Below are 23,828 nucleotides of genomic sequence, written 5' to 3'. Positions count from 1 at the left end.
CCCAACACAAGTGTTAATTATCGTAATTGAATAGATCCCCATAAAGACAGGATATTTTTGTGTGATAAAATGTCTCATCTTTTTGATTTTTAACATTATTGCTTAACGCTTAAAAACGTAACTGGATATTTCGAGTGTGGGGCTAAATTCGCACTGCATTACCATGCCTAATACTGCCTTTAAGTTTACATCGTGTTTTGATTTCGCGGCGGTTTTGTTGCCATAACATAGCGGTCACGGTGACACAAAATGATTACCGGATGTCCGATGAGTTCTGGTATTCTACGTAGTCATTCTTTGTTTGTGTTGATGGTGTTCTGAAGAGGCTATGACCTTGAATCTCCGCCCTTTTTCTCTATCGGATACCCGTGCGCTACGCTATGGCGCTGGGATCATGATTATGCTATTTGCGCTGCTGTGGAGTGCTGGCAGCGTTGCTGCATCAGTCACTGCATCAGTGGCATTTGAGTTACCCAAGGAGTCTGAAGTCCAGACCAAACTAGACGCTTTGTCTAAAAAGGAAAAGCTGACGCCAGCGCAAACTGCTCAGAAAACGGAGTATGAGCAGGTTTTGTCATTTTTGGACAAAATAGACAAAGAAAAAGAAAAGATCCGTGATATCCAAACCCAATACGACAAAGCGCCGGCACAGATTAAACAACTGATGTCTGAGCTGACCGCATTGCGCAGTGGCATGGATAAAGAAGAGCAGCAAAAGCAGCTTGAGCGCATGAGCTTGTCTCAATTAGAGAAAAAGCTCACCAGTACCTTGAGCGATACCCAGCGTGACCAAGAGCAGCTGTCGGCGGTCAATAGCCAGCTGATCTCTATGCAGACGCTGCCAGAGCGGGCGCAGGCGGCCATGAGTAAGGCCTACCAGCGAATTCAGGATATTCGTAACATCCTCAATGGCGTATCTGCCGATCAAGAACAGCTGTCGAGCAGCCGCAAACTGCTGCTGAATACTGAAATGGCGTTGTTGAACGTTCAGTTGGAGCGTCGACAAAAAGAGCTGGATACCAACACTACGTTGCAAGATATCGCGCAAAAACAGCGGGATATCTTTACAGAAAAGCTCAACCAGTATGAAGCTCTGGTGCAGTTGTTACAGCAGCAGATTAACAGCAATCGCCTGACGCAATCTGAGCAGACTGTGGCGGATGCCGGTGTGACTGACAATGCCTCCGCTAAAGCGCTTAATCCGTTGGTGGTAAAAGAGCAAGACAAAAACCAGCAACTGAGCCAGAACCTAATCAGCGCAACCCAGCAAGTTAATACCATGGTGCAAGAGAACATCAAGGTTAAAAACTGGCTGGATAACGTGACTCAGACTGAGCGCAACCTCAACGAGCAAATTTCGGTTCTGAAAGGCAGCTTGTTGTTATCCCGTATTTTGTACCAGCAGCGCCAAATGCTGCCAGATGCCGCATTGGCGAAAAACCTGGAAGAGAAAATTGCAGATTTGCGTTTGCAACAGTTCGAGGTTAACCGCCAGCGTGATGAGCTGTATCAACCGAAAACCTATGTTGATCAGTTGCTGCAGCAAAACGGTGATGCCAACGCTAACGAAGTGATCCGCAAAGATCTGATGATGGTGCTGGATGCGCGTAAAGAGCTTCTGGACCAACTGAATAAGCAACTGGGTAATCAGCTGAATCTGGCGATTAACTTACAGCTTAATCAGCAACAGCTGATTCGCGTGAACAGTAGCCTGCAAAACACCCTGCAACAGCAAATTTTCTGGGTAACCAGTAATAAGCCACTGGATTGGGCCTGGATATGGGGTCTGCCGGCGGCCATGTTCTATCAGGCGCAGGGCATTATTGATGATGTGCATGTGGGTAAATGGATAAGCCAACAGTTACCGCTGCTGTTTATCGTGATCCCGATGTTGATCATGGCGGGCTTGATCATTTGGCGACGTAAAGACATCGTCAAACATCTGCAAGGGTTGGAGTCTGACATCGGCCAGTTACGGCGCGATACTCAGCTGCACACGCCAAAAGCCTTGTTGTTGACGCTGCTGCAAGAGATCCCTGGCACGCTGATTGTTCTTAGCATCGGCATGCTGTTTATCTACAGTAATCTGGCCAGTCCGCAGATTATCTGGCACCTGACGTTGCGTTTTGCCCTGGCCTATCTGGCCTTTGGGATGTTGGCGCGGATTTTAAAGCCGGGTGGAATTGCCGAGACACACTTCAATCGGCATGAGTCGGAAATCAATCACTTCCGCCGTTCATTGCATTATATCGCGATGGCTGTGGTGCCGTTGATTTTGGTTTCCACCATTGGTGAATTGGATCCGTCAACGCTGGCCGACGATGCGATTGGACAGGTGATCACTATCTCGATGCTGATCGTAATGGTGTTCCTGATCTATCCAATCTCCCGTTCGCGCATTGATGAAAATGGAAATAGCCTGCTGCGCTTGTTGGTGATGTTCGCCATCATGCTGGCGCCAGTAGCGCTGATTGCCTTGGTTGCGTTGGGTTACTACTACACCGCGCTGAAACTGACCGCCAAGCTGATCGATAGCTTCTATCTGGTCATGTTGTGGTGGGTGGTACACGAAACTGCGCTACGTGGTTTGGCCGTTGCGGCTCGCCGTTTGGCCTATCGCCGTGCGATGGCGCGTCGTCAGCAAAAAGTGCATGAAAATGCGGAAGGCGGCGAAATCATTGATGAACAGCCAATGGCGCTGGAGCAAATTAACCAGCAGTCATTACGTTTGTCTAACATGGCGCTGTTCTTGGTTTTCCTCGGCGCGTTTTACTGGTTATGGTCCGATTTGGTGACCGTGATTTCCTACCTCGACAGCGTGACCTTGTGGCATAACGGCGTTGACGCGAATGGCGTGGCAGTGTCGATCACATTGCGTGATGTGCTGATTGCGATAGTGTTTGCGGTGGTGGCCTACGTCTTGACCCGAAACTTACCGGGCTTGCTAGAAGTGCTGGTGCTGTCCAAATTGCAATTGGGGCAGGGCGCGTCTTACGCCATTACGACCATGCTGTCGTATGTCATCACTGGCCTTGGGGTGATGCTGTCGCTGTCCGCGATTGGTATGTCGTGGGATAAGCTGCAGTGGATTGCAACCGGTCTGTCGGTTGGTCTGGGTTTCGGTTTGCAGGAGATTTTTGCGAACTTCGTGGCCGGTCTGATTTTGCTGTTTGAGCGTCCGATCCGTATTGGCGACACCATCACCATCGGTAACTTCTCCGGCACAGTAAGCAAAATTCGCATTCGTGCGACCACAGTGACGGACTTTGATCGTAAAGAAGTGATCATCCCGAATAAAAACTTCGTGGTTGAGCGTCTGCAAAACTGGTCTCTGACCGATACCATTACGCGCGTGATTGTGCGTGTTGGGGTCGCGTATGGTTCAGATTTGGAGTTGACGCGCAAGTTGCTGCTGCAAGCGGCACGTGAAAATCCACGGGTGATGAATGAGCCTGAGCCAATGGTCTTCTTCCTGACCTTCGGGGCTAGCACATTGGATCATGAATTGCGGGTGTATGTACGTGAACTGCGCGATCGCAGCTTTGCGGTTGACGAGTTGAACCGCCGTATTGATCAGTTGTTCCGTGAAAATAACATCGAGATTGCCTTCAATCAGATGGATATTTACGTGAAGAACTTGAACTCACCGGCTCAAGAAGAGGTGAAATTCCATTCCACCACAGAGTGTTTGCCTCAAGGCAACCCTGCGAAAAAGGTAGATGGAAGTCAGGATTCAGCGGCACTCTAAAGCGTCTTACGGCGTATGGCGTATGAAGTGCGCATAGAGATATACCGTTAAACGCTAAATGTAAAACGGCCAGCAATCATCATGCTGGCCGTTTTTGTTGATACCGATTGTCAGATACCGCTATCACTCAGTGTTGGATGATTAAACCGTTGATGTCGCTGAAGTGACGGCCAGTTTGGCCAACAAATCTTTTTTCACAAACTCCAGCGCGGCCAGCGCAGTTTTGGGATCGACCTCATTGGTTTCCAGCAGATAAATCAGATCAACTGCCAGTTGGATCTCTTCCGGTGCGTTTTCCAGACTCATTGTTGCTCCCTGTCGGCTGGCAATCGGAGCTTGCCGGCCAAAATTAACCTTTAACTTTGCGGTAGATAAACAGTACTAACAGCGCACCTATCACGGAGAATATCAGGCTCTTGATATTAAATCCGGTCATGGTGGCGATGCCGAGAATTTGGCTCAGATAGCCACCGACCAGCGCGCCGATGATACCCAAAACCACGGTAATGATAAAACCACCTTCATCTTTCCCTGGCATAATCCATTTGGCCAGAATACCGACGATCAAGCCGAGAATAATCCACGAAATGATGCCCATGATGAACCTCGCAACCACAAATTAAGTCACTATACCCTTCCTACTTGAAGCTGCAGCGGTGTTGGCTACGTTCGTTCACCCCAATCACATCGTTTGCCTATGCTCATGGGGATGCACTCACTTGCCGCCTACCTGCAACTTCACGTTGTTTGGGTATACAAATCGATAGGCTATGCCATTGATGTTGTAGATCGGCGTAATGCGTTGATCTCGCAAGCGCCAATGGCAAAGGAAATAGCCTTAGGCTATAGGCTGTAAGTATAGTTGCTGATGAATAAATGTGAGGTGCCTGTCAGGTTAAGGCATCAGTTTTTCTTCGCGGCGTTGAATGCGTAATTCGATTTTTTTCAATGCTTGTCGGCAGCGAAATAGACGACCTTCATACGCTGCAATCTCCTGCTGCAGCGTTTGCTGTTGTTGCAAGGTCACGCAGCTACCTAATTTGGTTTCCCGTACTCGGATCATGTCATTGAGCCGGCGTTCATAATCTTGATGACGTGCCAACTCATCATACAGATCAATATGTTTGCCGGTATTGGTTCGTTTAGCCGCTGCGACCTCTTTTTTACGCAGTGATTGCGTCGACAGCTCCCGTTGTAATGCCGAGAACTGTGCTGTGATGGTTTCAGCTAAAAATCCTGCTTGTTGCGCAGAGTGCAGCTGTTCCAGCTGATTTAAATTCTGCTCCAGCTCACGCACACAATCGGTCAGACGTGGGCTGTGGCATTTAAATAGTGCTGGTGCAAAACGTGGACGCTCTGTTTGCAAGCGATCGGCTTCGATGGCGGCCTTTTCAAGCTCGGATAACGCATTTTTCAGGCGGGCTGTTAACGACATACCGTCACTCTCTTCGCATTCAGGTCAGCATAATAAAGAAGCCGTATGGTAGCCTCTGCAACACAGCGACCACCGCATGTAATATTCCACTATTAATATTCTACTACGCGCTTTAATGGTGGTAAGGCATCGAGCAGGGCTTTACCGTAGCGGCGCGTGATCACCCGCCGGTCGAGCAGGATCACCCGTCCGCTATCTTCTTCGGTGCGGATCAGGCGTCCGACCGATTGTACCAGCTTGCGGCTCGCTTCTGGCACGGTGATTTGCAAAAACGGATTGCCGCCTTTATGCGTGATGTACTCGGCATAAGCCTGCTCCAGTGGTGATGTGGGCACAGCAAACGGCAGCTTAGTGATAATCAGGTTCGTCAGATAATGGCCGGGTAAATCCAGACCTTCGGAGAAACTGCCCGTGCCGAGTAAAATACTGGGTTTGCCGCCATCACACTGCATTTTATGTAAGGTTAATAGTGCATCACGGGATGCTTCACCTTGAACCAGCAGGCTCAAACCTTTGTCACGCAAACCGGCGGCCACTTGATTCATTTGCCAATATGACGCGAACAAAATCAGACTGGCCGATTGCCCATTAAGGTAATTTGGCAGCATCTCAATCAGCATTTTGGTGAAGTTTTCATCCGCAGGATCGGTGGTGATATTGGGGATCAGTAACTGACTACGATTAGGGTAGTCAAACGGTGATGCCAGCGCCAAATGCACCACATCGTGGGCATTACCTAATCCGGCCTGACGGCAAAAATAGTCAAATTTTCCTAATGCACGCAGGGTCGCCGAGCACAGTACGGCCCCCGCGCAGCGGCTCCATAATAAGCCGTCTAACTTGCCACCAATTTCTAGCGGAGAGGCGGCCACCAAAATGTCATGATTTTCGGTATCACGTGCTAGCCAACGGGCAAAAGGTGCGGCTGAAGGATGCTCTTCTTTATTCATGGCCGTCCAACAGCGTTCCAGCATATTCATCCGCTCTAGATAAGGCGAAAACTCCGCTAATATCGGCTCTACACGGGCATTTTGTGATGCGTCATTGCGCACCAGCTCTGTGGCTTGATCGAGTAAAATACCGAGCGTCTGATTTGCTTTGCGGCTAGAGAGTTTGAGCTCGTCAAATAGCGGCCGAAACCCTTCCGGTACTTCTCCTAAAGGAAAGCGCCAAATGTTATCTGCACTAAATTGCTGCTCTGAATGCTCAATAATTTGCATAAGCTGACGTAATGCGGGGATCATGTCGGTCAGGCTTTGCCGCAGTCGATTCACTAGCTCTTGAGCTCGGCCAGTGGTTAGGATGCTGAGTAATTTACTGCTTTGCTGATTGAGCCGCTCAGCCCATAGCGCACTTTGGCGCAGTGGGAGCTGTACAGCAAAAAACTCACGCGCCACATCAGGTAAATGATGTGCTTCATCAATGACATACAGGGTATCTTCTGGCTCAGGCAAAATTGCGCCGCCGCCCAGATCCAAATCAGCCATCAGTAGACTGTGGTTTGCCACGATCACATCGTGGGTAAGCAGATCGGCGCGTGCGCGCTGAAACGGGCATTGACGGTGCGCCGCTAGTGACATGTTGCAATGATGGCGCTCCGAGGCTATTTGTTGCCACAAACTGTCTGCTACCGGTTCAGGCCAGCTATCGCGATCGCCGTTCCAACTGCCATCTTGCAATGCATCATGCATCGCTTGCAGTTTTTTCACCTCTTCTGGCTGCGGTGGCGTTTCCCACATCGCGAGTTGAGACTCGGCTTGGCTGCTGTTGGCGAGCTTGTGGGCGCAGCAGTAACGCGTCCGACCTTTTGCCAACGTGTAATGAAACGGTAACTTACTGTACGTAGCATAAAACGGTAAGTCCTTGTTAACCAGCTGTTCTTGTAGCGCAACTGTAGCGGTTGAGATCACCAATTTTTTATTATTGGCTTGCGCGTAGGGAATAGCCGCGACCAAGTAAGACAGCGATTTACCAATACCGGTAGCCGCTTCGGCGACCAAAATTCGTGGTTTAGGGGCATGTTCGCCGGCCAGCGTTTTGGCAATTTCAGCGATCAGTTGTAGCTGCCCTTGGCGCGGTTTAAAGCCGGGCATCGCGCTAGATAAGGCGCGATAAACATTACGAATAGTAGCTTTGGTATCAGGGCTTAGCATGCACAGGTACTCCGTCATTGAGCCGCTAGTTTAGCAAAAGTGAGCCGTATCACGTGTATGAAATGAGAGAGGCTGCATCGGGTGGCTTTTTCCCGAGCTAAGTTCGACTTTTGAATGGATATGTGAAGTTCGTCACGACTCATTCAATGGGTGCAATAAAAGCCCTGAAAATGTGTTCATTTAGTGAATAAATAGTGAGAGTAAATTATTGTAAATGAATTACTCGATATAATATCCTATATAGGATAGGAAAAATAATGATAATACGAATAATGTTCTGCATTAAAAGTTCCTGACGAACTTCAAAAAATTTGATTTTTGTATGACGCCAACAGGGCTTTTAATGCAGGGGATTTGGATTATCTAAATGAATTTAAAACGATTTTTCGATTTTTCTGCAGGGGTTTGACAGGAAAAATCCTTTCTGTCAGCATTGCTCGCGAACCAAAGAATGGTGTTGCATGCTCAGCCTTGGAGCTTGTGACAGGGATCATCCGGTGACGGTAAAAATACCGCGCTGAGATATAAAAATTAACCAAAGAAAAGGCAGTGGACTAAATAATATGAAAAAGACAATTCTGGCTCTGGCAGTTCCAGCTCTGCTGGCTGCAGGCGTAACCAACGCAGCAACCGTATACAACAACGACGGCACCAAGATTGACCTGAAAGGTTCTATCCGTCTGCTGGCTGAAGATGGCGCACGTCGTGATGCAGATCTGAGCGATGACAGCTCCCGTATCGGTCTGGGCATCAACCACGATCTGGGCAACGGTCTGAGCGGCCTGGGCTACATCGAAATGGGTTATGACACCCAGATGCCTGAAACTAACTCCAAGTCTACCATCAAGAACCGTCAAGCTTACGCTGGTCTGTCTCTGGATGGCGTTGGTACTATCACTGCCGGTCGTATCACTGCTCCGTTCGATGACGTAGCGGTATCCGACTATACTTGGACTTACGGTGGTGTAATGGATTTCGGTAAAATGCAGGATTCTGCAGACCGTGGTCCATTTGGTCAAAAGAACACTTTCCTGGCTCGTACTTCCAACTCTGTGAAAGTTGAGTCTGCTGAATTCAACGGCTTCAAAGCTGCTGGTTCTTACACCATGCAAACTGGTGACAACACCAGTGATGTTAAGAATGCCTATACTCTGGCAGCATTCTATACTTCTGACTTCGGTCTGACTTTTAACGCTGGTTACGGTCACGGTAAGTCTGTAGGTCAGGAAGCTAGCCTGAATACTGCAGCAATCAACGCTGTTGATGCTGACATCTGGGGTATTGGTGCGCAGTACCAAATCGCAGACTTCTCTATCGGTCTGGACTATGGTCAAGCTAAGCTGGACTGGAACACTGCTGGTGAGTCTAACTCCAAAGCTGACCTGCTGGGTGTTGGTGTGAAGTACCAGATCATCGAGCAAACCAAAGTATACGCGGGTTACTATAGCCGCGATTACAGCGATTACAAAAACTGGGACCGTCATGACCTGTACGTAGTTGGTACTGACTACGCGTTCTCTAAGAACGTCGTGACCTTCTTGGAATACGCGCATGACGACTACAAGTACGTTAAGCCAACTACTGACGTGAAGAACGACGACCGTATCGGTCTGGGCTTCCGCGTATACTTCTAATTTGAAGTTATACCCGTCTATAAAAAACCGGTGCTTGCACCGGTTTTTTTTATGTCTGTTGCTGAGCTTATCTTCTCATTTTTTGCTTACTTTTCCGACGCTCGATGCGTTGTACTACTGCTTTTCTCGCTATCCCTTCCTTCGATGCTTTTCTGCCGGTGGTAAACGGCCAAAATATCTACGCTGTGGAGTGCGAATAACCTTACGCTTTGTCGGTTGTTATTCGGTGGCTGCTCCGTACAATCCTCTGACAGAGGCTGTGCGATTCTGCTTCGTGGCTATAGCTGGGCGACCATATCAAGAGACATGCGGCAATATGACGTTGTAATATCACGCAGCTAAGGCACGCGTACCGAGCCAATTCGGCTTATGCTTATAGAGAGTACTAACGCGCTCTTGTGGATAGGATGAGCCATCCATGTTTGCACGTGATTGTTCTATTGGCTGTTCTATTCCCAAAAGCGCGCAGAGCGCGTGATATTGGCTATCATGCGATTTAGTCACTCATTTAGCATTAGTAACGCTCACCGAATAAACCAATCAAGGTCAAAGAGGGCTGGTGTATGGGTTCCGAATTTAAAGATCCACTCAATGCATTGTATGTCGTGGTCTTTTTGCTGCTATTTTTAGCCACTATGCTGCCCGCTTGGTTGGCATGGATGAAGGTACTGGCATAAACGTCTGGCGATGCGGTGTGAGGGCATTGTGCGTGTATTGACCACACAGGAGAGCCTGTGCGCTGGGTGTATTTGATTGTTGGCTGGCTGGCAATAGTGTTAGGGGCGTTGGGCGTGGTGCTGCCTTTGCTGCCGACGACACCGTTTTTATTGTTAGCGTGTTTTTGTTTTGCGCGTTCATCCCCGCGTTGGCATGAATGGTTGATGTACCGCTCGCCGTTTGCCGCTTTATTACAGCAGTGGCATGCACGGCGCAGTATTCCACGTAAGGCGAAACAACGGGCGACCTTGTTTATTATCGTTAGTTTTGCGGTCAGTATTTCGCTGGTGACATACTGGTGGCTGAAAGTGGCACTGCTCGTGATGATGCTGGTGTTGTTACTGATGTTTCGCCGGATTCCGGTTGAAGATTAGCTTTTTTATATCGCCTCTTTATCACATCAATAATGCCTTACTTTTTACTCATCCTCCGAGATTCTTGGTGAGTGCATATGGATGAGAGTCATAGAGATAAAAAAACGCCGGTAAAATACCGGCGTTTTTGTTGTGGTCGTTTGTCTCTATCCTTTCGCTTATTCGCCCTTTCCTTATCAGAACAGCGCTCGTCATAAAAAGACTTGAAAGGATAAAGTCGAGAAGCGTTTACCTACATCTTAGGCGGCTTTGACTTCCTCGGCGGTGCTGTGAGTCATGCGGTTCAGACGCGGTGCTGTGAGCACCATCAGTACAGCAATGACTGCGGTGACAATACCGATTTGCAAGAACACATGGCCGTAAACATGCAGTGACACCAGTGGATCTTTCACTTCACCCGGAGTAGCAGTCAGGCTTGCCACATAACCGGCAATGACCGATGCACCCGCTGAAGTCAGGAACCATGCCCCCATGATAAAGCCCATCAGACGCTGTGGAACTAATTGTGCCACCATCGCCAAGCCTAAGCCGGAAATCAGCAATTCCCCAACACTTTGCAGCAAGTAGCTCAGTACCAGCCAGTTGGCGGAAACCAGACCGGCGGCATTGGCGTACAGAGTACTCATGTACAGGATCAGGAACGCACCGGAGCACAAGATCATACCGATTGCGAATTTGTGTGGCATCGGTAATTTATCGCCTAAGCGGTGATAAATGATGGCTAAGATTGGGCTGGCCGCCATGATCCAAAATGGGTTCAGTGACTGGAACTGCTCAGGCTCAACGGCAATACCGAACAGACTATGCACGGTGTTGTGAATGGCAAAGAAGTTCAACGACAGCGGCATTTGGCTATACAGCACAAAGAAAATGACCGCTTCCAGCATCAGCACAAAGGCCACGATCATTTTGCGGCGCGCCGCACCGGTCAGTGCAAAGGTTTCACGGATGAAAATCAAGATGATACCGGCAGAAACCAGTGCCAGCGCAATGTGCGCCACAATGATGTGCTCCAGTACCCAACCAGAAACGAAGCAAGCAATCACAGTACCGATAATCACATACAGCAGGTGACGACGGTTAACTGGTGCGAAATCCGGTGTTGAGCCGTATTGCTTAACCCAACCTTTCATCAGCAAGAAGTTGATGATGGTAAGCAGCAGACCCAATACGCTGAGCGAGAACGCCACATTCCAGCCATAGCGAGAGGCCAGATACGGGGTGATCAGCATAGAGACAAAGGAGCCGATGTTGATCGACATGTAATACAGGGTGAAAGCACCGTCGAGACGCGGGTCATGCTTGTCATAACATTTGGACAGCAAAGACGACGGGTTGGCTTTAAATAGCCCGTTACCAACGGCAATGGTACCCAGGCCAAGATAAACCCACATCAGATGATTTCCAGAAAAGGCAATCATCGCGTAGCCAACCATCAGGGTGAGTGCACCCAAGATAATCAGACGTTTAGTGCCCAGCACTTTATCACCCAACCAGCCACCAACGGCAACCAGACCGTACACCAGCGCGATGAAGGATGAAAACAGTGCAAATGAATGCGTTTCACTTAATTTCAGTTCTTGGACCAGATAAACAGCCAGAATGCCCTGTAAGCCATAAAAGCCGAAGCGTTCCCAGAGTTCGACCGAAAAAATCAGATAAAACGATTTGGGTTGTTTGAGTGATTCGCTGATCGACACGTTAACCTCTGTGTATAAATTATTGTGTTGTGCAGGACGCGTATTTTTTTTTAGACACCATCGTTTACACGTATGAGACCCAAATCACAACCTGCTGCAAGATAGTGTTACAAATCAACTTTCGGCGCGCGTTAATGAGGTTGCGCGTAATGGTGGTTTGTTGCGCCATTGTGGCGTTGGTTATCTGAAAGCGATCAGGTCGCAATCAAAGTTTAGTTGCTATGGGTAAGATGTAGACAGAAGGCCGGAGATTTAATTTAACCCATTGCAATCTGCTTCCGGTTTGTCTAGATTCTGCTCTTTTGAAATTCATTCTGCGCGCACGCGGTCAGGCTCAATGGTGTCAACGGCCTCTTTTGTCAGGGGACGGGGCGGGAGCCGGCATGCCGAGTGTGGTTTTGTGGATCCCTCCTGTACAGCGGACTAACTGATATGACCGAGCAAACACGTCAATTAATTAAAGACAGTATTAAAACTATTGCGGATTACCCGAAGCAGGGCATTTTGTTCCGTGATGTGACCAGCATGCTGGAAGTTCCAGAGGCATTTGCTGCCAGTATCCGTCTGATTGTTGACCGCTATCGTGATCAAGGCTTCACCAAAGTGGTGGGCACTGAGTCACGCGGTTTTATCTTCGGTGCGCCGGTAGCGTTGGAGATGGGTGTTGGTTTTGTTCCTGTGCGTAAGCCGGGCAAACTGCCACGTGAAGTGATCGCGGAAAGCTATGCGCTGGAATACGGCACTGACACACTGGAAATGCACGTTGATGCCATTGTTCCGGGTGATAAAGTGCTGGTGATTGATGATCTGCTGGCGACTGGCGGTACCATTGAAGCGACCGCGAAGCTGATCCGTCGTCTGGGCGGTGAAGTGACTGATGCTGCATTCATCATCAACCTGCCAGATCTGGGTGGCCAGAAGCGTCTGGAAGGCATGGGCATCAATACCTTCAGTCTGGTTGACTTCGAAGGTCATTAATCCGGATATGCGGCGGTAACTAAACCGTGCGCGTTAGGATAAAAATCTAGAAAACAGGGGCTTTCGCGAGAAAGTCCCTGTTTTTTTATCGTGAATATCACTTGAGTGAGAAGCCTGTCTGCGGTTGGGACACGGTTTTTCCGCTTTCTGTGATAGTATTACTGTCTCGTTTTATTCAGTCTTCCGGTGCCGATGAGTTATCAGGTTTTAGCCCGTAAGTGGCGTCCACATAATTTTGCAGAAGTAGTGGGTCAGGAGCACGTACTGACCGCGCTGGCGAACGGTTTATCGCTGGGCCGTCTGCACCATGCATATCTCTTTTCCGGTACGCGCGGGGTAGGGAAAACCTCTATCGCCCGTTTGTTCGCCAAAGGGCTGAACTGCGAAACCGGTATCACGGCTACGCCATGTGGCGTGTGTGAAACTTGCCGCGAAATTGATGAAGGGCGTTTTGTTGACCTGCTGGAGATTGACGCCGCTTCCCGCACCAAGATCGAAGATACCCGTGAGCTGCTAGATAATGTGCAGTACACCCCGGTGCGAGGCCGCTTCAAGGTCTATCTGATCGACGAAGTGCACATGCTCTCGCGTCACAGCTTTAACGCGCTGCTTAAGACGCTGGAAGAGCCGCCGGAGTACGTGAAATTCTTGCTGGCGACCACGGATCCGCAAAAATTACCGGTGACGATCTTATCGCGCTGTTTGCAGTTTCATCTAAAAGCACTGGATCCGGATCAGATCCGTGCCCAATTGGAAAAAGTTCTGACCGCCGAAGCCATCCCGTTTGAAGCGCGTGCATTGCTGCAACTGGCGCGCGCAGCGGAAGGCAGCATGCGTGATGCGCTCAGTCTGGCTGACCAAGCCATTGCCATGGGCGGTGGTGATGTGACCGCCACGGGTGTTTCCCATATGTTGGGCACCTTGGATGCCGATCAGCCGTTGGCGTTGGTGGAAGCCTTGCATCGCGGCGATGCCGAGCAGGTTATGCTGCTGTTGCAGCAAGCAGCCGAGCGAGGTACCGATTGGGAAGCTTTGCTGGTGGAGACATCAGCGATTTTACATCGCGTGGCGATGGCGCAATTGCTGCCAGGTACGCTGGAAGAGGCCGACCCGTATGCCGTTCGCTTGCGTGAGTTGGCGCGAACCGTTTCGCCGCAGGATATTCAACTGTTTTATCAGACCTTGCTGGTGGGCCGTAAAGAGCTGCTGTTAGCGCCGGATCGTCGCAGTGGCACTGAAATGACTTTCCTGCGCGCATTGGCTTTTCATCCAAAAAAAGTGAGCACGCCGGTAGCGTCTGGTACTTTTGATGCCATGGCGGCAGCCGGTCAGAGTCCAAGCCGTGCACCGGTATCCAATGCCGCACCTACTCACATTGCGCCAACGAATGCAGCGCCAGCGCATCACTCCGCACCAGTGAACACGGCCGCCATGCCAGCCGCATCGGCGATGCAAAGTGGGCATATGCCTGCGCAAGCGCCAATGCAAATGCAGCAAACGCAGCAAGCACCTATGCCACCCTCACAAGCGCCGTCGTATCCAGCATCGTCGCATGTCGCTGCGGGGCGTGTAGCACCGAGTATGCCACCAGCGGCTGCGCCTGCGGCAATGGAGCCTAGCGCTACCGTACCTGCACCAATGGGAGATAGCGCGCCAGTTGCTGGCTTCCCTGCAGGGAGTGCTGATTCGCCAGCGTTACAGGCCTTGCAAGCCCGTGCGCAACTGCGCCGTCAGCGGCATGCCGAGCCTTCGGCGGGTGAGGGCACTAGCACAAAAAAAACGACGCCGGTTGCAGCAGCCGTAACCCTGCGACCGGCCGGGAATAAACCTTCGCCACTGGAGCGCTTAGCCGCCGCCGGTGAGCAACGTGTGCGTCCGAGTGCGGGGCCGCGAACGGCAGATAGCGCCGTGAGCAGCAAAGCCAAAAAGCCGGAAGCTTATCGCTGGAAGCCGGTTAATCCAGTAGAAGAAGCACCAGAGGTGGTGACACCCGATGTCGTGCGCTCGTCACTGGAGCACGAAAAAACGCCAGAAATGGCGCTGAAGCTGGCGCACGAAGCCTGTGAGCGTGATAGCTGGTCGGCGCAAATTGAAAAGCTGAACGTGGCGAAATTGGTGGAACAGCTGGCCTTAAATGCGGTAAAAGAGGAGCCTGCACCCGGGCAGGTTCGTTTGTTACTGCGCTCATCGCAGCGGCATTTGAACACCGATCGCGCCAAAGAACAGTTAAGCGAGGCGCTGAGCCAATTGGCGGGCGCACCGGTAACGCTTGAAATTATCGAAAATGATGATAAAACCCGTCTGACTCCGCTTGAGATTAGACAGGCGATTTATGATGAAAAGCTGGCGCAGGCGCGTCAGTCGTTACAGGATGATAAAAATATCCTGCAACTGCGCCGTTTATTCGGCGCAGATTTGGAAGATGACAGCATCCGACCGTTGTAAGCTTACAGCGGTAATGTGGCTATAATTTCGCAATTTGTAATTCTGCCGCTTTTGGCTTAACCCCTGATTAAAAGAGAGAGCACTATGTTTGGTGGTAAAGGTGGTCTTGGCAACCTGATGAAGCAAGCCCAGCAAATGCAAGATCGTATGCAGAAAATGCAAGAAGAGATTGCCCAGCTGGAAGTGACCGGTGAATCTGGTGCCGGTCTGGTCAAAGTCACCATCAACGGCGCACACAACTGCCGTCGCGTGACCATTGACGAAAGCCTGATGGAAGACGACAAAGAGATGCTGGAAGACCTGATCGCAGCAGCATTTAATGATGCCGCTCGTCGTATCGAAGAAACCCAGAAAGAGAAAATGGCGCAGGTTACTGGCGGTATGCAACTGCCACCTGGCTTCAAGATGCCATTCTGATTGGCGGACTGATGGCAAATACCAGCCCGCTTTTAGATTCACTGATGGAAGCCCTGCGTTGCTTGCCCGGGGTGGGGCCGAAATCCGCACAGCGGATGGCGTTCCACCTGTTGCAGCGTGATCGCAGTGGTGGCATGCGTTTAGCGCAGACGCTCACTCGCGCGATGTCGGAAATTGGCCACTGCAACGATTGCCGGACCTTTACCGAAGCGGATGTGTGTACTATCTGTAGCAATCCGCGTCGGCAAAAGAGCCAGCAGATTTGCGTGGTGGAAAGTCCGGCCGATATTCAGGCGATTGAACAGACCGGGCAATACTCCGGTCGTTACTTTGTGCTGATGGGCCACTTGTCGCCACTTGATGGCATTGGTCCAGACGATATTGGTCTGGATCGGCTGGAAGAGCGTTTGGCGCAAGAGCAAGTCAGTGAAGTGATCTTGGCAACCAATCCGACCGTGGAAGGGGATGCGACAGCGAACTTCATCGCCGAGCTTTGTGCGATGCACGGCGTCTTAGCTAGCCGGATCGCCCATGGCGTGCCGGTGGGCGGCGAGCTGGAAATGGTGGATGGCACTACGCTGTCCCACTCTTTAGCCGGACGTCATCCCATCAAGTTCTGATTGTGTTGATTATGTAAAAGGAAGACTTCGGTCTTCCTTTTTTCTTGTCTTATTTTCTTGTCGGTATCTATACCGGCTTGCTTACCCCGTACTCGTCACGCGCCGGCAAAATTCTGCAAATCTGTACGCCATATCTTTACGCTATAGTGCGTTAGCGCGTATTAATTCGCCAATTGCAGATGAAATTTAATAATCCAGCAAAATTAGCCCCTTGAAATTGATTTTCCTGTCCCCACTTATTTCACATCGAGGTTTTTTGCTATCTGTTGATACGAGGATTTGCAATGTCACAAGATACCACCATGAAAGCGCAAGAAACGCGCGGTTTTCAGTCAGAAGTTAAGCAACTGCTGCAACTGATGATCCACTCACTCTATTCCAATAAAGAAATCTTCCTGCGTGAGCTGATCTCCAACGCCTCCGATGCGGCGGATAAATTGCGTTTCCGTGCGCTGTCTCAGCCCGATCTGTATGAAGGTCAGGGCGACTTGCATGTACGTTTGTCAGTAGATAAAGACGCGGGCACCATCACTATCAGTGATAACGGCATCGGTATGACGCGTGCTGAAGTGATTGATCACTTGGGCACCATTGCCAAGTCCGGCACCAAAGCGTTTTTGGAGTCTATCGGCTCTGATCAAGCGAAAGACAGCCAGCTGATTGGTCAATTCGGTGTGGGCTTCTACTCTGCCTTCATTGTGGCCGACAAAGTAACCGTACGCACCCGCGCTGCCGGCGCTAAGCCGGAAGAGGGCGTATTCTGGGAGTCTAGCGGTGAAGGTGACTATACCGTTGCCGATATCACCAAAGCCGATCGCGGTACTGACATCATTCTGCACCTGCGTGATGATGAAAAAGAGTTCTTGGATGACTGGCGTCTGCGCACCATCATCGGCAAATACTCTGATCACATCAGCCTGCCGGTTGAGATCCAAACTCGCGAGCATAACGAAGATGGCAGCGAAGGCGAGCTGAAGTGGGAGAAAATCAACAAGGCACAAGCCCTGTGGACCCGCAGCAAAGCCGACGTTTCTGACGACGAGTACAAAGAATTCTACAAACACATTTCGCACGACTTCTCCGAACCAATGATCTGGAGCCACAACCGTGTGGAAGGTAAGCAGGAATACACCAGCTTGCTGTATATCCCATCGCACGCACCGTGGGATATGTGGAACCGTGATCATAAACACGGCCTGAAGCTGTACGTACAGCGCGTGTTTATTATGGATGACGCTGAGCAGTTCATGCCAACCTACCTACGCTTCGTGCGTGGTCTGATTGACTCTAACGATCTGCCGCTGAACGTATCGCGTGAAATTCTGCAGGATAACCGCATTACTCAGAACTTGCGTAGTGCTTGCACCAAGCGTGTACTGCAGATGCTGGAAAAACTGGCCAAAGATGATGCTGAGAAGTATCAAACCTTCTGGAACGAGTTTGGTTTGGTGCTGAAAGAAGGCCCAGCCGAAGATTTCAGCAACAAAGAAGCGATTGCTAAGCTGTTGCGCTTTGCCTCTACCCACAACGACAGCGATGTACAAAATGTGTCACTGACCGATTACGTCAGCCGCATGAAAGAAGGTCAGGAGAAGATCTTCTACATCACTGCCGACAGCTACGCTGCCGCGAAACACAGCCCGCATCTGGAGCTGTTCCGTAAGAAAGGTATCGAAGTTCTGCTGCTCTCCGATCGTATCGACGAGTGGATGATGAGCTACCTGACCGAGTTCGATGGCAAGCAGTTCCAGTCTGTTACTAAAGCTGATTTGGATCTGGGCGCACTGGCGGACAAGGAAGAAGAAGCGAAGCAGAAAGAAGCCGACGCTGAATTCAGCTCCTTTGTTGAGCGCGTGAAGGGCTATCTGGGCGAGCGCGTGAAAGACGTGCGTCTGACTCACCGTCTGACCGATACTCCAGCGCTGGTTACCACTGAATCTGATGAAATGACCACTCAGATGGCAAAACTGTTTGCCGCTGCCGGTCAAAAAGCGCCAGAGATTAAATACGTGTTCGAGATTAACCCAGAGCACGCATTGGTGAAAAAAGTGGCGGATACCGCTGACGAAGTGCAGTTTAATGACTGGGTTGAGTTGCTGCTGGAGCAGGCCATGCTGGCTGAGCGCGGCAGTCTGGAAGATCCAAGTGCGTTCGTGCGCCGCATGAACCAACTGCTGATGGCATAATAGCGCCAACTTGCTGGATTAAATCCGTATAAGCTGAAAAACGCCGCTTGTCTGAGGACGGGCGGCGTTTTATTTTAAAGGGATGCTGAATATTTCAGCAAACTAACCGCTTTTCTATCCCCCTGAGCTGCGATAGCAGGCTTCGTTCTTGAGATCCGCTTGCTGGGAGTGGTATGGTTTATCCCTAAAAAATTACTACCCTTCACTGAATTTATTGCTAATTAGAGGAATCATCCATGCGCATCATTCTGCTCGGTGCTCCAGGTGCAGGTAAAGGAACTCAGGCTCAATTCATCATGGAGAAGTACGGGATCCCGCAAATCTCCACCGGTGACATGCTGCGTGCTGCAGTAAAAGCGGGCACTGAACTGGGTCTGCAAGCAAAAGCCATCATGGACGCCGGTCAGCTGGTTACTGATGAACTGATCATTTCTCTGGTTAAAGAGCGTATCGCGCAAGAAGATTGCCGTAACGGTTTCCTGCTGGACGGTTTCCCACGTACCATTCCTCAGGCTGATGCCATGAAAGAAGCCGGTATCGATGTTGATTTCGTTCTGGAATTCGACGTGCCGGATCAAGTGATCGTTGAGCGTATGAGTGGCCGCCGCGTACACCCAGCTTCTGGCCGTGTGTACCACGTGGTATACAACCCGCCGAAAGTGGAAGGCAAAGATGATGTAACCGGTGAAGACCTGATCATCCGTGCGGATGACGAAGCGGAAACCGTGCGTAAGCGTCTGGCCATTTACCACGAGCAAACCGAGCCATTGGTGGCTTACTACACCAAAGAAGCTGATGCGGGTAACACCCGTTACTTCAAGCTGGACGGTACCCGCAATGTTGACGCGGTAAGTCAAGAGCTGGCGCAAATTCTGGGTTAATCCCCTAGTGCGCTTGAGCCTCTACGCGTGATTGACGCGTTATCGGGGAAAAGCCGCAGCGTAAAAAAGTAGCATACCAACGGCCTGTCAAATGACGGGCCGTTTTTTTGTTTACAGCACCACCTAAGTCACCGCAATTCCCGTCATCAACACATCGAATAAATACAGCCTTAGCCTTTCGAAAATCAGAATAAAACCCGTGAAAATATAGGGATATCAACGTACTAATAAATTGCCGCGTCCTTAGCGGTTTGTGCTGCATCCGCCTAGCCGGCAGGGCATAATAGCCATAGACCTATGACAAGGAGTGGCAATGAGCGAGAAACAGCACGGTATCTTACTGGTTAACCTTGGCACGCCGGATGCACCAACTCCAGCGGCCGTCAGACGTTATCTGAGCGAGTTTCTGCATGATCATCGTGTGGTCGACATGAGCCGTTGGCTGTGGTGTCCGCTACTACATGGGATCATTTTGCCGTTGCGCTCCCCGCGCGTGGCGCGTTTGTACCAATCGGTGTGGACAGACGACGGCTCGCCGTTGTTAGCTTTTTCCCGTCGTCAACAAGCGGCGCTGATTCAGCTCTTGGCCGAGCGAGAGATGGCCTGTCCGGTGGAACTTGGCATGACTTACGGTCAGCCTTCAATCGCACAGGCCTTAGATGCGTTGCAAGCGCAAGGTGTCACTCATCTCACGGTGTTACCGCTATTTCCGCAGTATTCGAGCTCAACCACCGCTGCAGTGTGGGATGGGCTGAGTAAGGCGCTGCGTACGCGTCGTAATCTGCCTGCGATTCGTTTTATTCGCGATTACCACGATAACCCGCACTATATTGCTGCGTTAGCTGAAAAGTTGCGTCGCAGCTTACCGGCGCAAGATTCGGGGGATTGGCCGGATAAACTGCTGTTTTCGTTCCACGGTTTGCCGCAGCGCTATGTTGATGAAGGTGATGAGTACGCACGTCAATGTGAAGTGACGGCGCAGGCGGTCGCCGATGAGTTGGGGTTGACGCCAGAGCAATGGCAGCTGAGTTACCAATCACGTTTTGGCCGCGAAGAGTGGTTAAAGCCCTATACTGATCAGACTCTCACCGCTTGGCCAGCGCAGGGCGTGCGCAAGATTGCCGTAGTTTGTCCGGGTTTCGCGGCGGACTGTTTGGAAACCTTGGAAGAGATTGCTGAGCAAAATCAGCATACGTTTTTGCAAGCCGGCGGCGAGCAGTTTACTTATGTGGCGGCACTCAATGATGATCGGGCACACATTGAGCTGATGTATCACCTCGTACAGAACGAGATGTAGTGTAAAAACGGTATCGCGCAGCCCTAAGTGCGGTATAGGTGAACAATCAAGCGTTGGGGATTAAAGTGAAGAGGGGATGTGAGCGTCCCCGTATCGGGTCTGACAGCGTCTGTACGGCCTTTGCCTTGGTTTAGCTTGTTGCGCGATCCGTGCTTTCATCATTTTGTTTGCAGCTTTCTGTGATAGAATTCGCGTTCTAGCTGATTGTCCAACGCCTCTTTCTGGATCTGAACGATGAAATTTCCCGGTCAACGTAAATCCAAGCATTACTTTCCTGTCAGTGCCCGCGATCCGCTGTTAATCAACCAGATGCGAGCTGCTGAAAGTGAAATCAGCACCGCCTATGTGGTCGGTATTGACCAGACGCTGGTTGATATTGAAGCGCGAGTCGATGAGGATTTTCTTAGCCGTTACAACCTGAGCAAAGGTCACTCTTCACTGATTGAAGATGATGTTGCTGAAGCCCTGTACAAAGAACTGAAAGAGCGTGATCTGATCACCCACGAATTTGCCGGCGGCACGATCGGCAATACGCTGCACAACTACTCCGTTCTGGCCGATGATAAATCCATCATGCTGGGCGTCATGTGCAGTCACATCGAAATCGGTGGCTATGCGTACCGTTATCTGTGCAACACCTCCAGCCGCTTGGATCTGGACTACCTGCAACCGGTTGATGGCCCTATTGGTCGCTGCTTTGCGCTGATCTCCGAAAATGGCGAACGTACATTTGCGATCAGCCCAGGCATGATGAACCACCTGAATCCAGAAAGCATTCCTGAGGAAGTGATTGCTGGCGCTTCAGCGCTGGTACTGACCTCTTACTTGCTGCGTTGCAAGCCGGGTGAGCCGATGTCTGACGCTACTATGCGTGCTATCGGTTATGCCAAGCAGTACGGTGTGCCAGTGGTATTGACGCTGGGCACCAAGATCTTGATTGAAGAAAACCCTCAGTGGTGGCGTGACTTCCTGCGTGATCACATTGATGTGGTGGCGATGAATGAAGAAGAAGCGGCAGCGCTGACCGGTATCGAAGATCCGCTGGCGGCCTCAGATAAGGCGCTGGATTGGGTTGATCTGGTGCTGTGTACTGCCGGTCCTGTCGGCCTGTACATGGCCGGTTATACCGATGAAAGCACGCTGCGTCAGACTCAGCATCCGCTGCTGCCAGGGGTGATCCCTGAGTTTAACCTGTACGAGTTCAGCCGTCCGATGCATCGTGAGGCGTGTGAAAATCCAAAGCGGATTTACTCGCACATCTCCCCGTACATGGGCGGCCCAGAAAAAATCATGAACACCAATGGTGCCGGAGATGCCGCGCTGTCATCGATTTTGCATGACATGGCCGCAAATCAGTATCACCGTAATAACGTTCCGAACTCCAGCAAGCATATGCGCACCTTTATGAGCTATTCCTCACTGGCTCAACTGTGTAAATACGCTAACCGCGTGAGCTATCAAGTGCTGAACCAGCACTCACCACGTTTGACTCGTGGTCTGCCAGAGCGCGAAGACAGCTTGGAAGAGTCCTACTGGGAACGTTAATCGACATTTAGATTGTACGCATCCCACCGATCAGGCCAGCATAGTTATGCTGGCTTTTTTTATATTCATGCTGGGTTCGTACATCGTGTTACATATGAAGCTGTTTTATATGACACGGTGACTAGCGATGGCCTATGGGGCGGCCAGCCGGCCTTTTTTAAATGCAATATAAACACGGTTTAAAATCTTCATAAATTTGAGCTGAAACGTTCATATTTAGCGTTTAGTGATAAACTTTATGATTAAACCGAATTTTTTCACTATTTAAGGCAGATTTAATTTTTCCTGCATGCTAAAAAGGCGCCCTAAATCCGATGCCCCACATGCTGTTATTATTAGAGAGGGAACGATGAAGTTGATTTTACGCTTGCTGGCAGGTATTGCTTTCGGTGTACTTTGCGGCCTTTTTGCACCAGATCTGTTTATCCGTGTACTGATCACCGCCAAGGTGCTGATCAGCCAGATGATTGGTTTTACCATCCCGCTATTGATCCTGTTTTTTGTTACCAGCGGTATTGCCAGTTTGCCGAAGAACTCCGGTAAATTGCTCGGCAAAACCGTTGGCTTGGCCTATGCCTCCACGGTAGGTGCGGGTTTCTTGGCTTACTTTGCTTCAATCCAGATCCTGCCATCATTGCTGAGCCATGCTGGTACGCTGGCGGAGCCGGTACGTAAGTTAGAGCCACTGATGACTCTGCAAATCCCGCCAGTGATGGGCGTGATGAGTGCACTGGTGCTGGCATTCGTGTTCGGTCTGGGCATTGTGTCCACCGGCAGCAGCGAAATGAAAAAGCTGAGCGACCAAGGCCGTGACATCATTGAACTGCTGCTGAGCAAGTGCATGATCCCGGCGCTGCCGTTCTATATCGCCGGTGTTTTTGCCGATATGACCGTACAGGGCACCGTGTTCGCCACATTGAAGACATTCAGTCTGGTACTGGTGCTGGTGGTTGTGCTGCACTGGTTGTGGCTGGCATTCCAGTTCATTACCACTGGCGCTATCGTTAAGCGTTCACCGCTGTTCCTGCTGAAAAACATGATGCCGGCTTACTTTACCGCGCTGGGAACCATGTCTTCGGCGGCAACCCTGCCAGTAACGCTGCGCCAAGCGCAAGTGGCCGGAACCAGCAAAGGCATTGCGAACTTTGTGGTGCCACTGTGTGCAAATATCCACATGGCGGGCTCTGCTATCAGTATCGTGACTGTAGCTTGTGCTGTGATGCTGATGAGCGGTTATGCTCACCTGCCATCTTTGAGTGAGATGCTGCCATTTATTATGATGCTGGGTATCACCATGGTGGCTGCACCAGGTGCGCCGGGTGGTGCGGTGATGGCGGCGCTGGGTCTGCTGGGTACCATGCTCGGCTTTAGCGAAGCGATGCTTGGTCTGCAGATTGCGCTGCACTTGGCACAAGATGGTTTCGGTACTGCATGTAACGTAACCGGTGATGGTGCGCTGGCGATGTGTGTCGACAAGATGGCTGCTGGTGACAGCGTGGAAGATGCTGAGCCGGAAGTGGCGGAAGATATCGCCTAATTGATGTCAGGTTGTACTGATTAATCCTTCTGATTCAGTGGATCAGAGATACAAAAAGCCCGCTTAGCGGGCTTTTTTACGTCGGTTAGGCCGGATAGGGGCGCAGTGTTGCGTAATCACATGATGTAAAAGCAAAGATCAAAAAAATCTGAACAAAAGGT

Annotated in this window: 17 protein-coding genes; 12 read left to right on the top strand and 5 right to left on the bottom strand. The window is 50.6% G+C overall.

Going from position 1 to position 23,828, the window contains the following annotated elements:
* Positions 1 to 328: 328 nt before the first annotated feature.
* Positions 329 to 3,748, top strand: coding sequence for a mechanosensitive channel MscK (gene mscK, locus NCTC9997_RS10070; protein WP_064978001.1), 3,420 nt, complete (start codon positions 329 to 331; stop codon positions 3,746 to 3,748).
* Positions 3,749 to 3,889: 141 nt separating this feature from the next.
* On the opposite strand, the gene rsmS is transcribed toward mscK, so the two are convergent.
* The 4 genes from rsmS to dinG form a co-directional block, all read right to left on the bottom strand.
* Positions 3,890 to 4,054 (bottom strand): pleiotropic regulatory protein RsmS, encoded by a 165-nt coding sequence (gene rsmS, locus NCTC9997_RS10065; protein ID WP_064978000.1) that lies wholly within the window; start codon positions 4,052 to 4,054, stop codon positions 3,890 to 3,892.
* Between the two features lie 43 nt (positions 4,055 to 4,097).
* The gene (locus NCTC9997_RS10060) at positions 4,098 to 4,346 is read right to left on the bottom strand and encodes a GlsB/YeaQ/YmgE family stress response membrane protein (RefSeq protein ID WP_010864102.1); all 249 of its coding nucleotides are present in this window, start codon (positions 4,344 to 4,346) and stop codon (positions 4,098 to 4,100) included.
* Positions 4,347 to 4,643: 297 nt separating this feature from the next.
* Positions 4,644 to 5,183, bottom strand: a complete 540-nt coding sequence (priC, locus tag NCTC9997_RS10055; RefSeq protein WP_064977999.1) for a primosomal replication protein PriC — start codon at positions 5,181 to 5,183, stop codon at positions 4,644 to 4,646.
* 92 nt (positions 5,184 to 5,275) lie between these two features.
* The gene (gene dinG, locus NCTC9997_RS10050; RefSeq protein ID WP_064977998.1) at positions 5,276 to 7,336 is read right to left on the bottom strand and encodes an ATP-dependent DNA helicase DinG; all 2,061 of its coding nucleotides are present in this window, start codon (positions 7,334 to 7,336) and stop codon (positions 5,276 to 5,278) included.
* A gap of 563 nt (positions 7,337 to 7,899) precedes the next feature.
* Here dinG and NCTC9997_RS10045 point away from each other — a divergent pair.
* Positions 7,900 to 8,970, top strand: coding sequence for a porin (locus NCTC9997_RS10045; protein WP_064977997.1), 1,071 nt, complete (start codon positions 7,900 to 7,902; stop codon positions 8,968 to 8,970).
* A gap of 734 nt (positions 8,971 to 9,704) precedes the next feature.
* The gene (locus NCTC9997_RS10040) at positions 9,705 to 10,061 is read left to right on the top strand and encodes a DUF454 family protein (protein ID WP_010864098.1); all 357 of its coding nucleotides are present in this window, start codon (positions 9,705 to 9,707) and stop codon (positions 10,059 to 10,061) included.
* 239 nt (positions 10,062 to 10,300) lie between these two features.
* On the opposite strand, the gene dtpA is transcribed toward NCTC9997_RS10040, so the two are convergent.
* A complete protein-coding gene (gene dtpA, locus NCTC9997_RS10035; protein WP_047707805.1) occupies positions 10,301 to 11,761 on the bottom strand; it encodes a dipeptide/tripeptide permease DtpA in 1,461 nt (486 codons plus the stop codon).
* A gap of 432 nt (positions 11,762 to 12,193) precedes the next feature.
* On the opposite strand from dtpA, the gene apt reads away from it, so the two are divergent.
* The 9 genes from apt to NCTC9997_RS09990 all read left to right on the top strand — a co-directional run bounded on the left by apt (position 12,194) and on the right by NCTC9997_RS09990 (position 23,667).
* Complete coding sequence (gene apt, locus NCTC9997_RS10030) at positions 12,194 to 12,739, top strand: adenine phosphoribosyltransferase (protein ID WP_010864096.1); 546 nt, start codon at positions 12,194 to 12,196, stop codon at positions 12,737 to 12,739.
* 192 nt (positions 12,740 to 12,931) lie between these two features.
* Positions 12,932 to 15,184, top strand: a complete 2,253-nt coding sequence (gene dnaX / locus NCTC9997_RS10025; protein WP_064977996.1) for a DNA polymerase III subunit gamma/tau — start codon at positions 12,932 to 12,934, stop codon at positions 15,182 to 15,184.
* Positions 15,185 to 15,268: 84 nt separating this feature from the next.
* Positions 15,269 to 15,601: a YbaB/EbfC family nucleoid-associated protein gene (locus NCTC9997_RS10020; RefSeq protein WP_010864093.1), complete on the top strand. Its 333-nt coding sequence runs from the start codon at positions 15,269 to 15,271 to the stop codon at positions 15,599 to 15,601.
* 11 nt (positions 15,602 to 15,612) lie between these two features.
* Positions 15,613 to 16,221 carry a recombination mediator RecR gene (recR, locus tag NCTC9997_RS10015; protein ID WP_010864092.1) on the top strand — a complete coding sequence of 203 codons (609 nt, stop codon included), beginning with the start codon at positions 15,613 to 15,615 and terminating at the stop codon, positions 16,219 to 16,221.
* A gap of 302 nt (positions 16,222 to 16,523) precedes the next feature.
* Positions 16,524 to 18,407 (top strand): molecular chaperone HtpG, encoded by a 1,884-nt coding sequence (gene htpG, locus NCTC9997_RS10010; protein WP_064978495.1) that lies wholly within the window; start codon positions 16,524 to 16,526, stop codon positions 18,405 to 18,407.
* A 236-nt stretch (positions 18,408 to 18,643) separates the two neighbouring features.
* A complete protein-coding gene (adk, locus tag NCTC9997_RS10005) occupies positions 18,644 to 19,288 on the top strand; it encodes an adenylate kinase (protein WP_010864090.1) in 645 nt (214 codons plus the stop codon).
* 313 nt (positions 19,289 to 19,601) lie between these two features.
* Entirely contained in the window at positions 19,602 to 20,585 is a 984-nt protein-coding gene (hemH, locus tag NCTC9997_RS10000; RefSeq protein WP_064977995.1) for a ferrochelatase, read from the top strand.
* A 234-nt stretch (positions 20,586 to 20,819) separates the two neighbouring features.
* Complete coding sequence (locus NCTC9997_RS09995; protein WP_010864088.1) at positions 20,820 to 22,130, top strand: inosine/guanosine kinase; 1,311 nt, start codon at positions 20,820 to 20,822, stop codon at positions 22,128 to 22,130.
* A 349-nt stretch (positions 22,131 to 22,479) separates the two neighbouring features.
* Entirely contained in the window at positions 22,480 to 23,667 is a 1,188-nt protein-coding gene (locus NCTC9997_RS09990) for a dicarboxylate/amino acid:cation symporter (RefSeq protein WP_010864087.1), read from the top strand.
* Positions 23,668 to 23,828 lie beyond the last annotated feature (161 nt).

Origin of the sequence: Plesiomonas shigelloides (assembly GCF_900087055.1) — a bacterium.
GTDB classification, from domain to species: Bacteria; Pseudomonadota; Gammaproteobacteria; order Enterobacterales; family CAMTGL01; genus Plesiomonas; species Plesiomonas shigelloides.
The sequence above is the reverse complement of the archived record's forward strand: the minus strand, read 5'-3'. Positions and strand labels throughout refer to the sequence as shown.